A 14,567-nucleotide genomic window follows, 5' to 3' on the forward strand; every position below is an offset into this window, starting at 1 on the left:
TGGGAAATGACCTTGCTCTAAAAAATCATCATTCGGTTTTGCAGGATGCAAGATCTGTTTGACTGAAAGTCTATTTCTATCAAGCTTTTAAAAGTTTAATTATGATTGTCGAGGTGGGACCAAGAATCAAAAATCATGGATTTTTTAGATTCTGTCTTGCCTCTTTTATTATAGCCATTTCTGGAAAGATTTTGCTTTTTGCCGGCTTTGTAATATAATAATCCTATATGTTTCATAAAGGTGCTTGCGGCATAGGGGGTGAAAAATGGTATCAGCTAAAGTCAAAAAACGGATACAGCATTATCAGAAAAAGGCTCTCTGGCCGCTTTTCATTCTGCTTATCTTGGGTTTGCTTTTTGTTTATTTCAAGGGCGTTCTGCCAGATGAGAAGCAGGTCAAGATTGGGGTGACCTACATGACCATGAACAATGACTTTTACAAGACCTTAAATGCGGAACTGGAGAAGAAAACCAACCAGCAGGGCAGCCGACTTTACGTCCGGGATCCTGAGCTGGATGAGGGCAAGCAGAGCCAGCAGATCGACTTTTTTGTCCGAGAAAAGGTTGATGTCATTGTCATCAATCCGGTGAAAAGCAATAGTCCAAGTATTATTTCCTCTCTTCAAAAGGCCAAGAAAGCTGGGATTAAAATTATCGTAGTGGATGCGCCTATCAGTCAGGATGTAAAAGTGGATACGACCATTGTGTCTGATAACTACCAAGCAGGCGTCCTGATTGCCCAGGACATGATGAAGCGTCTTCCTTCTGCCAATATTCTCCTTCTAGAGCACCGCAATGCCGTCTCGGCCATGGACCGGATTCAGGGATTTATTGATACGATTGAAAATCAGCCTAGCTACAAGATTATTTCCCAGAAAGAAACACTAGGCCAGACTGAGGAAACCATGCCACAGGTCAAAGGGGCTCTAGACGAAGGTTTGGACTTCAATGTGGTCATGGCGCTCAATGATCGGGCAGCCATCGGGGCCTTGGCTGCTATTAAAAATCAAGGTCTTGATAAGAAAATCTCAATCTATGGCGTGGATGGATCACCAGATATCAAAAACTTTTTGGCTACGACTAGCGACATAGAGGGAACTGTGGCCCAATCGCCCATTCAGATGGGACGCAAGGTGGCACAGGTAATTGAGCTGATGCAGGAGGGGAAATCCTACGATAGCCAATACCTGATTCCAGTTCATCTGGTTAATAGGGATAATATCAGTCAATACACAGTTACAGGGTGGCAATAATGAGACCTCAAAAAAGTATATTTTACAGCAAAATAGCCCTGATGGTCATCAATCTGGTTGCCATTGTCTATAATGCCTCCATCTATCTCTTTGCGACCAACTATGTAGCAGCTAAGGGCTTCAGTCACTCGCTTTTGGAGCGTTTGGATGCTATTCCGGGCTCTCCCAGCTTGATTTTCTGGGTATCAATTAGCCTCTATGGTAGTTTGCTTTTGGTCATGTACTATCGCGAGCGCCACCCCAATCAGCTGTCCGTCTATGACAAGGCGACTATTATTGAAATCCTGCTCATGCTGGTCATCTTTTCCGTCCTGCATTCGTCCTACAATGGCTTGATTCTCTTGGTGTTTGCGGATATTTTCTATGGCTCTAAGGAGTTCAATTCTTCCAAGGACAAGAAGTACTGGTTTTCTTTCATTATTTTGAGCTTTGGCATGCTGCTCTTATCCAACTATGACCTCATGTCGCTCTTTATCAAGCTGCCTTCTTTAGATACCTATATTCGGTTTTACCCAGAGTCCGTCCGGCTGTTACTGCTTTTTGGTAAGAACTTCCTCTACTCCCTCAATATCGTTGTCTTTATGATTTCCTTGCTCTTCTATATCTTGTCGACTATTACGGAGCGTCATCGGATTGAGGAAGAGCTGCGCATGGCTTCTCAGGCCAATCGCGAGTTAAACTCTTATCTTGCTTTGTCTGAGAAAATAGCAGAAGACCGAGAACGGAAGCGGATTGCCAGAGAGATTCACGATACATTGGGCCATGCCCTGACGGGAATTTCAGCGGGTATTGATGCGGTCAAGGTCTTGGTTGATATTGATACCAATCGGGCTAAGGAGCAGCTCAATAATGTCTCTGTCGTCGTTCGAGATGGTATCCGTGATGTCCGCGGCTCGCTCAATAAGATGCGGCCGGGAGCTCTGGAAAATAACACTTTGAAGGAAGCTCTGATTAAGATTATCCGTGAGTATGAAGCTATCTCCAATTTGGAGATTCATCTCCGCTACGAATGGGATAATATCGACTTGGATATTGCCAAGGAAGACATTGTGTTCCGGGTGATTCAGGAGTCTATTACCAACTCTGTCCGCCATGGGCATGCCAAGACTATCTGGATTGAGCTGCTGGAGGAAGAGTCCTATGTAATGACCATTCAGGATGATGGTGTTGGCTTTGATAAACTCCACTATGGCTATGGCCTCAAGCAGATGCAGGAGCGCCTAATGATTATTGGCGGAAGCGTCCGCTTTGAAAATCGGGACGGTTTCTACACGCATATCGAAATCCCAAAAATAGGAGGAAGACATGATTAAGGTTTTAATAGCAGACGATCAGGCCTTGATTCGCGAGTCTCTGCAAATCATCCTGTCTGCCCACGCAGATATTGAGGTAGTCGGGACTGTCGGAGACGGCAAGGAAGTGCTGGAAAAGCTTCATCGGGTACGCCCAGATGTGATTTTGATGGATATTCGCATGCCAGTCATGGACGGTGTTCTCTGTACCAAGGCTGTCAAAGAGCAGTATCCAGATGTTAAGATTATCATTCTGACGACCTTTGATGACGATGAATTTATCTTCTCCGCTCTCAAATACGGTGCGTCTGGTTATATTCTCAAAGGGGTTTCGACAGAAGAGCTTCACGAAGCCATTCAGACTGTCTATCGAGGCGGAGCTATGATCAATCCCAATATTGCCACCAAGGTCTTCAAAATCTTTTCACAGATGGCCCAGTCCAACTTTGCTATCACGGTGACGGAGGAAAATATAGAGGACATGAGCCGGACGGAGTGGAAGATTATCCAGCAGATTGGCTTCGGGATTTCGAATAAAGAAATTGCTGCCAAGCTCTTTCTATCAGAAGGGACAGTCCGAAATTACCTGTCAGGTATCTTAGCCAAGCTCAACTTGCGCGACCGAACCCAGCTGGCTATCTGGGCTGTGCAGACTGGAGTCACCCAGAGAGATTTTAGTAAGGAAAGCGACAAATGAAGTGGAGACTGAGACATTTGACCCTGCTGGTTGTCCTGATCATATCTGTTGCTTTGGCTTTTGTCTTTTGGGCTTCAGCTCAGGAAAAAGTCCTGCGTATTGGTGTCTATGCTGGCTCTAGCTGGGATGTACCTAACAGCCGCGAAAACAAGGTCTTGGACAGCCTGATTAAACAATTTGAAAAGACGCATCCTCATGTCAAGGTCGTCTACGAAAGCGGTATTCCCAAGGATGATTACGCTGACTGGCTGGCGGAGCAAGTCCTGAAAGGCGAGCAGCCTGATCTCTTTATGGTACCAGAAAACGACTTTAGCATGTTGGCTTCGACTGGCGCGCTCAAATCCTTGGATACCCTTCTAACGGATGATGAACGGACAGCCTTTTATCCGGTGGCTTATGAAGCTGGGAAATATCAGGGAGTCAGCTATGCCCTTCCAGTTGAGAGCAATCCCATCATGATGTGTGTCAATAAAGACTTGCTTGAAAAAGAAGGAATCAGCATTCCTGAGTCAGGTTGGACCCTGGCGGATTTCTATGAGATTTGCAAGAAAGTGACAAAGGATACCAATGGCGATGGTGTGGTGGATCAGTACGGTATAACAGATTACACTTGGCAGCAGGCTCTGGTAGCTTATGGCGGCCATCTTACCGATAAATCCGGTATCAATGTAGACAGCGCAGAGATGCACCAAGCCTTGGCCTTTATGAGCAAGCTAGATATGCTCAGCCAGCACTATAAGGTGACTTCAAATGACTTTGATGAGGGACGGGTGGCCTTCTATCCTATGAGTCTGGCCCAGTATCGGACCTACAAGCCTTACCCTTACCATGTTGCAAAGTATTCTAGCTTTTCTTGGACCTGTATCCCCATGCCAACAGCCAATAGCCAGGTGATGGGGACACAGGTCAAGACCTCGCTCTTTGCCATGTCTTCCAATACCAAGCAAGAGAAGCTGGCTTGGGAATTTATGCTCTTGCTGTCACAGGATAAAGAAAGCCAGCAGGCCTTGTTTGAAAAATCGCAGGGGACCTCAGTTTTACCATCTGTGGTGAAAAGTCAACAGGCTAGAGAAATCTTACAGGCAGATGATTTTGGCTTGGATTCCTTGACTTCTGAGAGGTTAGACCACATGATGAATCGCTCCATCATTGACATCAGTCTAGAAGTAGACCGCCATACAATGGAGCGGATGGACTATCTGATTCAAAATGCTATGCAGAATCAAGAGATTGACAGTGCCTTGCCGAGCATTCAAAGAGAAATAGAAAGCGGAAAATAATCTGCTTTCTTTTTTATTGCTAATTAAGTCAGAAAAAAGTACAGCTGCCTAGACCAATATGACAAATGTCATATTTTTCTTAACAAATGTCATCTGAGCAAAATGACATTTGACAATATGAAATCGGTTTCAAAATTTGTACAATAAAATCATCAATAAATCCTTCGTCATCTAAAGCCTGACTTGGCTAAGAGCTAGAAGGATAAAGGAGGCAGGAAAGATGAAATACCTTGTACTGGTCAGCCATGGGGGACTGGCTGCAGGCGTGCAGAGTTCCTTGAAGATGTTTGCCGGAGACAAAACGAACCAGGTGATTGCGGTCGGTCTTCAGGAGGGCAAGTCAGTTGATGATTTTGCAGTTGATTTTACTCAGGCCTTGGCTGGCTTAAGCGCTGATGACAGTGTCTTAGTTCTGGCTGATATTGTAGGAGGCAGTCCTCTGACGACAGCAGCTAGCGTCTTAGCTGACATGGGTAAGCTCGACTCAGCAGTTATCTTGGGAGGTTTGAACCTGACCATGGGACTGACTGGCTTGGTTATGAAAGACATCTTGGACGGAAAAGAGCTGGCTCAGGCCATCCTTTCCGAGGCCACAGCTGCTTTGCAGGAATTTGAAGTCGTAAGCGATGCAGCTGACGAAGATGAAGACGACATTTAGTGCTTCCGCTATACATTATAAAAGATAAAAGGAGATTTTAAAGATGACAGTATCATTTGTACGGATTGACGACCGCATGATCCACGGTCAAACAGTCACTCGCTGGGCTAAGGAATACCCTTGTGATGGCTTGATTGCAGTTAATAATGCTGCGGCAGGAAACAAGGTTTTGATTCAGGCCTACAAGGGAGCTTCTGACAAGAAGACTTTTGTTTGGACCAAGGAAGCCTTCAAGGAAAAATCAGGCAAGGTCACAGAGTCAGATAGTCGCTATTTCCTCATTACGAAAAATCCTGTGGATATGAAGGAAATCCTAGTGGACCAAGGTTTTGTACCTGGGGATGTTAAGGAAATCATCGTCGGTCCTGCTAATGACCGTCCGGGAGCTGTTAAGCTGGGCAACAACCAGTCCATCACCCAGGAAGAGGCAGAAGCGATTGAGGCAATGGAAAAAGCTGGTTACAAAGTCAAATTCCAGCTCTTACCAGATGTTTCCATTGGTTACTGGAGCGATTTCAAGTCTAAATTTGGTTTTTAATTACAATAATGAAAAGGAGAGTCTATTATGACAATTTCTTGGCTGCAAGCCGCTTTACTGGGTCTTTTTGCTAGTTTAGCTTCTATGCCTGGTATGGGTGGTTCTAGTATTGGTAACTACACTCTGGGACGTCCTCTGGTCGGAGGCTTGATTAGTGGCTTGATTCTTGGAGATTTAAAAACAGGGATTATGGTTGGGGTAGCCCTTCAGGTCCTCTATATCGCTCTGGTAACACCAGGTGGTACAGTTTCCGCTGACGTGCGGGCGATCTCTTACATTGGGATTCCTCTTGCAATCTTATTTGTTCACTCTAAAGGCATCACCTCTGAATCTGCTATCGCTGCAGCAGCTGCACCAATCGGAGCAGCAGTTGGTACTATCGGTACAGTTCTCTTCTATGGAACAGCCACTACAAACTTGCTTTGGCAGCACATTGGCTGGAAAGCTGTTGAAAAAGGCGAATTCAAAAAGCTTTACGCTGTTGACTGGGTCTATCCTTGGATTTCCCACTTTGTCTTCTCTTTCCTCCCAACCATGATCATCACGAAGTTTGGTCCGAATATGGTTGAACTGATGAAGACTCACCTGCCAATGGATGGCTTCATCATGAAATCCCTCTTTACAGTCGGAGCTCTTCTCCCATGTGTCGGTATTGCCATTCTTTTGAAACAAATCGTTACCAAGGCTACTGACTTTATCCCATTCTTTGTGGGCTTCACCTTGGCTAAATCACTCGGTCTTAATTTGGTTGCCAGTGCAGTTGTTTCATTGATTTTTGCAGTAATTTACTATGAATTGGAAGTAATCAAATCAGCTCGAGTAACTGCGCCAGCTGGTGGGGCTGACTTTGATGACGATGAGGAGGATATCTAAGATGGCTGAAAGAAAGAAAATAACTAAAAAGACTTTAGCGAAATCATTCCACCATTGGTACTATGGTCATTTGACTTGCTTCTCTCAAGAGCACATGCAGACTTTCGGCTACTTGACCTCTATGCTGCCAATCGTGGAAGAACTCTACAAAGACAAAGCAGAGCAGAAAGAAGCTATGCAGACCTATACGGCTTTCTTCAACACAGAACCTCAGCTCGGAGCTTTGGTAGTAGGGATTACAGCTGGTTTGGAAGAAGCGCGTGCCAATGGTGACGCTGTTGACGGCGAAACTATCAATGGTATGCGTGCCGGTCTCATGGGACCTATCGCGGGTATCGGTGACTCTTTGGTAGTTGGAACCTTGATTCCAGTTCTGCTGGGGATTGCCCTTGGCCTCTCGAAAGGTGGAAATCCTATCGGGGCTCTATTCTATATCCTTGTCTGGAATGTTCTCATCTATGGCGGTATGCGCTTTGCCTACTTCAAAGGCTATGAATTAGGGGACAAGGCGGTAGAATTCCTTGTAGGACCTAAAGGACAGGCGCTTCGTAAGGCAATCAGTGTCATTGGTGGTATGGTTATCGGGGCAGTTGCTGCAACTTGGGTCTCTGTAACGACTTCATTAGAGCTGAAAAATGCTGATGGCGAAGCCTTCCTGAAGCTGCAAGAAAAGATTGACGGTGTTTATCCAGGGCTCTTAACAGCTGGCTTTATCACTCTTTGCTGGTGGCTGATGGCTAAGAAAAAGGTATCACCAAACCTTGTTATGCTCCTCTTGGTTGTCATTGCTTTGATTGGTGTAGCGCTTGGCATCTTTGACCCTCAACTTAAATACTAATTCTCGCTCAATTTTAGGCTGGCAGTAAGTCCGATTTGCAGCTAGTCTAATACAAATTTGTTTGAGCAGAGTAAAAGAAAGAACGGAGAAGATCATGACAGAACAAGAATTGATTCAAGGCTATGAAACAGAAATTCACTACCAGAAGCATATGATTGAAAATCTAGGACGCTGGTTCAGTCTCTTCTTTGCCATTGCCAGCATCGGTCTTGTTCTGATTTATCTCTTTCATGAGACCAATCTCCTAGCACTGATTGCAGGAATCGTCCTAGCTCTACTGGGTATCTTAGCTATGCTTTTGTTTGGCTATGGCATCTATAGAGGACGCCTAAATCTGCAAAAAGTGATTAATGATTTTGAAGCAAAACTAAAACTTGCAAGATAGACATTCCCCCTAAAGACAAGTCTGAGAGGATTTTAGCTCGGACTTGTTTTTTTCTTTGAGTTTAGGACCAAGTGAAGAAAAAATAAAATTTTTCTTTCATCTAGCCGGTTTTTTTCTTGACTATTTCTGACCAAGTGATAAAATAATAACTATAGATTAGCACTCGATAGTTTAGAGTGCTAAAAATTCAATCTTTGGAGGAAAATCATGTTAAAACCATTAGGAGACCGTGTGGTCTTGAAAGTAGAAGAAAAAGAGCAGAAAGTTGGCGGATTTGTCATTGCAGGCAACGGCCAAGCAGCGACTAAGACAGCAGAAGTTGTCGCAGTCGGTCAAGGTATTCGTACTTTGAACGGTGAGCTGGTAGCCCTGAGCGTTAAGGAAGGGGACAAGGTTCTCGTAGAAAATCACGCAGGCGTAGAAGTCAAGGACGGAGATGAAGCTTATCTCTTAGTCAGTGAAGCCAATATTCTAGCAGTTGTCGAGTAAGATTAGAAGAGAGGAATAATAAAATGGCAAAAGATATTAAATTTTCAGCAGATGCAAGAAGCAGTATGGTTCGTGGTGTTGACATCTTGGCGAATACTGTCAAGGTAACTTTGGGCCCTAAAGGCCGTAATGTCGTTTTGGAAAAATCCTTTGGCTCACCCCTGATCACCAATGACGGTGTGACCATTGCCAAGGAAATCGAACTGGAAGACCATTTTGAAAATATGGGCGCTAAGTTGGTGTCAGAAGTAGCTTCAAAAACCAACGATATCGCTGGTGACGGAACAACAACAGCAACAGTTTTGACGCAGGCTATCGTCCGTGAAGGGATTAAAAATGTTACAGCTGGTGCTAATCCAATCGGTATCCGCCGCGGGATTGAAGCAGCCGTTGCGACAGCTGTTGAAGCTCTGAAATCTAACTCAGTGCCAGTTTCCAACAAGGAAGCTATTGCTCAGGTTGCTGCCGTATCTTCTCGCAGTGAGAAAGTCGGTGAGTATATCTCTGAAGCTATGGAAAAAGTTGGCAATGACGGTGTTATTACCATCGAAGAGTCCAAAGGAATGGAAACTGAGCTAGATGTAGTTGAAGGAATGCAGTTTGACCGCGGCTACTTGTCTCAATATATGGTAACTGACAATGAAAAAATGGTAGCCGAGCTGGACAATCCTTACATCTTGATTACTGACAAGAAAATTTCTAACATTCAAGAGATTCTGCCATTATTGGAAAACATTTTGAAAACCAATCGTCCGCTCTTGATTGTCGCAGATGATGTAGATGGTGAAGCTCTGCCAACATTGGTTCTTAACAAGATTCGCGGAACCTTTAATGTCGTAGCTGTCAAGGCACCAGGCTTTGGCGATCGTCGTAAGGCTATGTTGGAAGACATCGCTATCTTGACGGGCGGTACAGTGATTACAGATGATCTTGGCCTAGAGCTCAAAGACGCTACGATTGAAGCGCTTGGACAAGCTTCTAAAGTCACTGTTGATAAGGACAGCACTGTGATTGTGGAAGGTTCTGGTAATCCAGAAGCCATTGCTAACCGTGTGGCAGTCATTAAGTCGCAGATTGAAAGCAGCACTTCTGAGTTTGACCGTGAAAAACTGCAAGAGCGCCTAGCTAAATTGTCTGGTGGTGTAGCTGTGATTAAGGTTGGAGCTGCAACCGAAACAGAACTCAAAGAAATGAAACTCCGCATCGAAGATGCCCTTAACGCAACCCGTGCAGCGGTAGAAGAAGGAATCGTCTCCGGTGGTGGTACTGCCTATATCAATGTACTGGACGCTGTTGCAGGTCTTGAGTTGGCAGGGGATGAAGGGACTGGACGTAACATTGTTCTTCGCGCCTTGGAAGAGCCTGTTCGTCAAATCGCTCTGAATGCAGGCTTTGAAGGTTCAATCGTCATTGACCGTCTGAAAAACTCTGAAGCTGGTACAGGCTTTAATGCCGCGACTGGCGAATGGGTTAACATGATTGAGGCTGGAATCATTGACCCAGTTAAGGTGACTCGTTCAGCCTTGCAAAATGCCGCTTCTGTTGCTAGTCTTATCTTGACAACTGAAGCAGTAGTGGCTAATCAACCAGAACCAGCAAGCCCAGCTCCAGCTATGGATCCAGGCATGATGGGCGGTATGATGTAGAAAATAACGGGATTATATATTTCTACAAATTAGATATAATCTTTATCTTATATTTATCAATTAGAAAACTGAGCAGATTTGTTCAGTTTTTTTATTGTGACTAGTTATCTAGCAAGCATTAATAATTATGCTTATTTTTAAAAACAAATTTATATATATGAATATTTATGGTCATATAATTCATATTTGTTCATTTATTATGCATCCAAATATTACATTTTTGTTTCAAAGAAATACAAGAAGATGACGGAGGAAACGGTTTTCAATTCTTATATGACAAGGTTTTTGGAGAAATAAATTGGTTTACACATTGTCGACAAAAGCTGAACTGGTAAAGGTAAATAGTTGACTTATAGTCAATCGTATGCTAGTCTAATATATGTAGTATATTGGAATTGTAAAGGAATTTTAATATTTTTACATGTTCGATAAAAAGGAAAAAAGGAAAAAAACGGAGGGATTATTTATGAAAAGAATATCTCAGACTATTGCGCGCTTTTTCTCAGTAGCCTTTGTGCTCCTCTTTAGCCTGTTTTCTAGCAGTCAATCTGCCAGAGCCAACACGGTAGACGATGTTATCACGTCAGTAAATGTTTACAATCAAAAGGGTGAAGAATTGACTGACGGCCTCTCCCCTTGGGAAAAATTCCAGATTGACGCAAACTTTGCCTTCAATTACGGTAAGGTTCAGCCAGGAGATACTACGACCATTGGACTTCCTGCTGAATTTGCCTTGGAGGGAGCTGATTTTGAAGTCAAAGATGATGACGGCAATCTCGTAGCGACAGCTGTGGTTGATGCAAGCTCTAAACAGCTTACACTGACTTATACAGACTATGTCCTGACTCGCTCTCATATTGAAGGGAAAGTTCATCTCTTGGCTCGCGTTGATCATACAGTAGCCAGAGATAAAGGCTCTATTCCTCTGAAACTTATCGTTGGCAAGAAGATTGTTGAGTATGGGAAAATTGACTACAAAGGTCTTCCTGGCCAAGCAACTCCTTATACTTTCATAAAATACGGCTGGAATAATGCGGATAATATCAAGAGCATTACTTACAGCCTGAATATCAACCAACAAAATCAAGAATTGGATAATGTTGTTATTTCAGATACTCTGGGCTTTAATACCGGAGAAATTGATCTCAACAGCTTCCAAATTCTTAAAGGCTCATGGGTTGTTGACCCGGCTGATAACTCTTACCGACTAAGCCAGCAACGCGAGGATGTGACAGCAAATTATACGATTAATCTTGCTGCTGACAAGCGTTCCTTTACCATTAACATGGGGCATATCGGTGCCAACGAAGGATTCTATGTTCGCTACCGTGTTAACTTCCCTACAGTTCCGACTGATGGAACACTCTTCCCGAACGAAGCAATCATGCGAGCAGATAATATTGAAGAGCAAAAATCATCAGTTGCTGTCCGCTACCAACGTGCAAACGGCTATGCACATGGGGATGTCTACGGTGTGCAGGTGACTAAAAAAGACGAAGCTGGTAAAGCCTTGGCAGGTGCTGAATTCACATTGTACGATGAAGATGGTGTGACAATTGTTCAAAAAGCAACTAGTGATGCTAACGGGATTGCTTCTTTCAGCAACTTGATTAAGGAGCATTATCTGATTAAGGAAACCAAGGCACCAGAAGGTTACCAACTGTCAGATGAAGAGATTCAGGTTAATGCCGCTCAGCTCAAAAATTATGGTTCTGGTATTATTTACAAAGACTTTACCAACCGTAAGGCATTGATTACCGCTTCAGGTACCAAGACTTGGAATGATGACAACGATAAAGATGGCAAACGTCCAGACAAGATTACCGTTCGTCTCTATGCAAATGGCACTGAAGTTGCTCATAAAGAAGTTGGTCCGAATGATAAGGGTGAGTGGAAGTATGAGTTCACTGACTTGCCAGCGACTGGTGAAGATGGAAAAGATATTGTCTACTCAGTTACTGAAGACCGTGTTTATGGTTATACAGCTACTGTTGATGGTATGAACATTACCAATACACCAGTTCCAGGAGTTCCGCAACCGCCGAAACCTAGCTCGGACAATAGCTCTAAGAGCAGCAGTAGTAGTTCTAGTTCTAGCTCTAGCTCAAGTAGCAGTAGCACGACTTCTAGCTCAAGCAGCACTACAGGGAGCACTGTTGTGATCATCGAATCAGACAATGGTACTGGCGGAGGAAATGCCTCTAATGTTGGAACCAAGAAAGTTCTCCCTAAAGCGGGTGAGAATGCTAGCTGGATCATGATTGCTGCTGGATTAGCTCTAGTAGGCTTGGTAGGCTTCATTGTCTTCCGTGCGAAGAAGAAATAAATTTTATCTCTGTTCCCTTAAGGGACAGAGATTTTTTACTCCAAACCCGGATTAGCAGTAGTCGCTTTTTAGAAAGCAAAAAAAGAATGCTTTTTTTACAATCAGTCACTATCTTGTAGCCTTTTGTTAATCAAGACTGTGATGTTCCGTAATATAGTTGTTTTAAAATAAAAAGCAACTAAGATGTTTCCTAGAACAAATTAGTTGCTCAGAACTACGGGGAAAGCCGCTTGGATATGCAAGCGTGAGGCATATCAAAACTTGATATATATAATCTTTCTTAATTCCTAAACCAAAAAAATTATAAGACATCCTTAGGAATATGCTCGGTGTGTAACCATCTTTATCAAGTTTTCGTCAAACATATTTTGCTTCAGTCTTCTCTCGTAGTTTTTTCTATGCGATGCCCCTCCTTTTTGTGCCTAAAGGAAGGGGATTTTTTTGTGGAAAATCTACTTTGAATTTAAGGAGATGATTAAGCTGAAAAAGCGAAATTAAATAAACAAAAAAGCCTTATAAACCAAGGCTTTTTCTTCTCTATTTCTATGCCCCCTGCATGAATTTGTAAGAACTTTTCATATTGAAAATAAACAAAAATGTTGAAATATAGCTGATTTTAGGGAAATACTTTTAGGTATTTTCAATGTCAGGATTTAAAAATGGGGCAAAAGTGGGGCAAAAACAAATTAACGAAAAAAATATCGAGTTCGTGCATCAAGTAAATGATAAATTGCAAGAATAAGTGCAACATTTACTCGAACTCATCCTCTAGAGCTTCACTAGCAGTTCTGTAAGCTAAACATTTTCGTGGTCGGTGATTGATATCATATAAAGCCTTGGTTCCCAAAGCTTTTTTATGTTATAAACTCATTAAAAGAACCCCCAGTTAGATTTGGAATATTTTTTATTCTGTGTCATATAAAAATAAATAGAATGAATAGCTATAGCTAGAGCTAAAATGGTTGTAATACTTACTACTATTATAGGATTAGAAGCAAAGATTAAAGAGAGAATCAAGGCAGCCAGATAGAGTGTAGCTTGGACACAGTAGTAACTTTTCGAATAGCGAAGATAGTGTTTGTTATAGGGCCCATTTGCTAGGACAGCAGCTTGAAAGAGGCCAAATCCGATATAAGAGAAGCTGGTTGCAAAGAGACGATTAGCTTCAGGATTCAGAAGAAAACTCATTGATACAGTCATCATCATAAGCCCAATGAAAATAGGATAGTGACTGTAAATTAGAAATAGCCCCTTTTGATTAGATTTTTCATCAATAGCATGGTCGAATTGACCAAAATAAAACAAGAACAGAGAAATCATAATAATGAAATAAAGAACCGAATAAATCGAGAAATTCTCGATTGTAAAGAAGTTAGCTAGCTCCGTAATCATCTCTCCAAACATAATAATGACAAGAAGGGAGATGCGCTCGATTAAATGGGGGAGATTTACCTGGTAATGCTTATCTTTATTAAGCAAGATACTTGGCATAATAAATGTTAGCAGAATACTAGCATAAAGGATATAGACTCCAATGTAAATAGGAAGAAGAGCTGCTAGATAGATTTCTAAACTTCGTAGACCTGTTATCCATAGAAAACCTTTGATACTTTCCCGTTCAACATTATCGGTTGATTTTCTAAAAAATTCAACCAAATATTGTAAAAATAAGGTAAAGGTTAATGTACCAACAGCCCAACAAAGATAATGAAAATATTGTTGCCAATCAGGTCCAATCATATTGGCTATAAAGAGTAAAAGTCCCATTTTGATAAACATGATTACCATGTTAAATAAAGAGTTCTTTCCATAGCGATTGGTATAAACGGTTTGAATCATCCATGAATCAGTGAGAACCAAAACAGCCATGAAAAAATCAAGGAAAGAATTCCAAGTCAAAATACCGTTATGAAGATGCTCAATTAAAGTAGTTGCTTTTGAAATTGCAAAAACAAAAACTAGGTCATAAAAAAGTTCTGAAAATTCTACACGTTTATGTTTAATAAGAGTTGTCATCTTAAGTCCTTTCTATTCTAGAAGTACAATTTATTATAACAGAAAATGGTAATGAGAGAAAAGGAGATGCTTAAATAACTTCATGTGACGCGAATTGTCAAAACCTTGGAGCACATTTACCTCATGTACCAACTCACAGGCAGAGTGTTTGATGATTGATAATGAAGAATAAGATTTTACAATAGAAAAGCGAGGATATCCTCGCTTTTTTTATTTAATCTAATAGCTCCTTATTTTCAATTAAGAGCTCTAGTGGAGATTTATCTCTTGCTTCAAT

At 42.3% G+C, this 14,567-nt stretch carries 13 protein-coding genes; 12 read left to right on the top strand and 1 reads right to left on the bottom strand.

Annotation, left to right across the window (positions count from 1 at the left end; translation table 11 throughout):
- The first annotated feature begins 265 nt into the window (after nucleotides 1-265).
- From HMPREF1150_RS06790 to HMPREF1150_RS06735, 12 genes are all read left to right on the top strand, one after another.
- Complete coding sequence (locus HMPREF1150_RS06790; protein ID WP_009659799.1) at nucleotides 266-1,252, top strand: substrate-binding domain-containing protein; 987 nt, start codon at nucleotides 266-268, stop codon at nucleotides 1,250-1,252.
- A complete protein-coding gene (locus HMPREF1150_RS06785) occupies nucleotides 1,252-2,565 on the top strand; it encodes a sensor histidine kinase (protein WP_032905426.1) in 1,314 nt (437 codons plus the stop codon). Before HMPREF1150_RS06790 ends, HMPREF1150_RS06785 begins: the two co-directional genes overlap by 1 nt.
- Complete coding sequence (locus HMPREF1150_RS06780; RefSeq protein WP_002896732.1) at nucleotides 2,558-3,241, top strand: response regulator transcription factor; 684 nt, start codon at nucleotides 2,558-2,560, stop codon at nucleotides 3,239-3,241. Before HMPREF1150_RS06785 ends, HMPREF1150_RS06780 begins: the two co-directional genes overlap by 8 nt.
- Nucleotides 3,238-4,521 carry an ABC transporter substrate-binding protein gene (locus HMPREF1150_RS06775; protein ID WP_009659634.1) on the top strand — a complete coding sequence of 428 codons (1,284 nt, stop codon included), beginning with the start codon at nucleotides 3,238-3,240 and terminating at the stop codon, nucleotides 4,519-4,521. The genes HMPREF1150_RS06780 and HMPREF1150_RS06775 overlap by 4 nt, the downstream gene beginning before the upstream one ends.
- Nucleotides 4,522-4,741: 220 nt before the next feature.
- On the top strand, nucleotides 4,742-5,179 hold the full coding sequence (locus HMPREF1150_RS06770; protein WP_009659609.1) for a PTS sugar transporter subunit IIA: 438 nt from the start codon (nucleotides 4,742-4,744) through the stop codon (nucleotides 5,177-5,179).
- A 43-nt stretch (nucleotides 5,180-5,222) separates the two neighbouring features.
- On the top strand, nucleotides 5,223-5,717 hold the full coding sequence (locus tag HMPREF1150_RS06765) for a PTS sugar transporter subunit IIB (RefSeq protein ID WP_002919850.1): 495 nt from the start codon (nucleotides 5,223-5,225) through the stop codon (nucleotides 5,715-5,717).
- A gap of 27 nt (nucleotides 5,718-5,744) precedes the next feature.
- Nucleotides 5,745-6,590: a PTS sugar transporter subunit IIC gene (locus HMPREF1150_RS06760; protein WP_002919849.1), complete on the top strand. Its 846-nt coding sequence runs from the start codon at nucleotides 5,745-5,747 to the stop codon at nucleotides 6,588-6,590.
- Complete coding sequence (locus HMPREF1150_RS06755) at nucleotides 6,574-7,428, top strand: PTS system mannose/fructose/sorbose family transporter subunit IID (RefSeq protein ID WP_002896727.1); 855 nt, start codon at nucleotides 6,574-6,576, stop codon at nucleotides 7,426-7,428. The genes HMPREF1150_RS06760 and HMPREF1150_RS06755 overlap by 17 nt, the downstream gene beginning before the upstream one ends.
- Before the next feature lie 94 nt (nucleotides 7,429-7,522).
- Nucleotides 7,523-7,813 carry a hypothetical protein gene (locus HMPREF1150_RS06750; protein WP_009659705.1) on the top strand — a complete coding sequence of 97 codons (291 nt, stop codon included), beginning with the start codon at nucleotides 7,523-7,525 and terminating at the stop codon, nucleotides 7,811-7,813.
- 207 nt (nucleotides 7,814-8,020) lie between these two features.
- Nucleotides 8,021-8,302, top strand: coding sequence for a co-chaperone GroES (gene groES, locus HMPREF1150_RS06745; RefSeq protein ID WP_002898579.1), 282 nt, complete (start codon nucleotides 8,021-8,023; stop codon nucleotides 8,300-8,302).
- Between the two features lie 23 nt (nucleotides 8,303-8,325).
- On the top strand, nucleotides 8,326-9,948 hold the full coding sequence (gene groL / locus HMPREF1150_RS06740; protein WP_002898576.1) for a chaperonin GroEL: 1,623 nt from the start codon (nucleotides 8,326-8,328) through the stop codon (nucleotides 9,946-9,948).
- A gap of 466 nt (nucleotides 9,949-10,414) precedes the next feature.
- Nucleotides 10,415-12,274, top strand: coding sequence for a Cna B-type domain-containing protein (locus tag HMPREF1150_RS06735; protein WP_009659707.1), 1,860 nt, complete (start codon nucleotides 10,415-10,417; stop codon nucleotides 12,272-12,274).
- An 870-nt stretch (nucleotides 12,275-13,144) separates the two neighbouring features.
- Here HMPREF1150_RS06735 and HMPREF1150_RS06730 read toward each other — a convergent pair.
- The gene (locus tag HMPREF1150_RS06730) at nucleotides 13,145-14,290 is read right to left on the bottom strand and encodes a low temperature requirement protein A (protein WP_009659653.1); all 1,146 of its coding nucleotides are present in this window, start codon (nucleotides 14,288-14,290) and stop codon (nucleotides 13,145-13,147) included.
- Between the last annotated feature and the right edge of the window lie 277 nt (nucleotides 14,291-14,567).

The sequence above is a fragment of the Streptococcus sp. AS14 genome (assembly GCF_000286495.1).
In the GTDB taxonomy this organism is placed as follows: Bacteria; Bacillota; Bacilli; order Lactobacillales; family Streptococcaceae; genus Streptococcus; species Streptococcus sanguinis_P.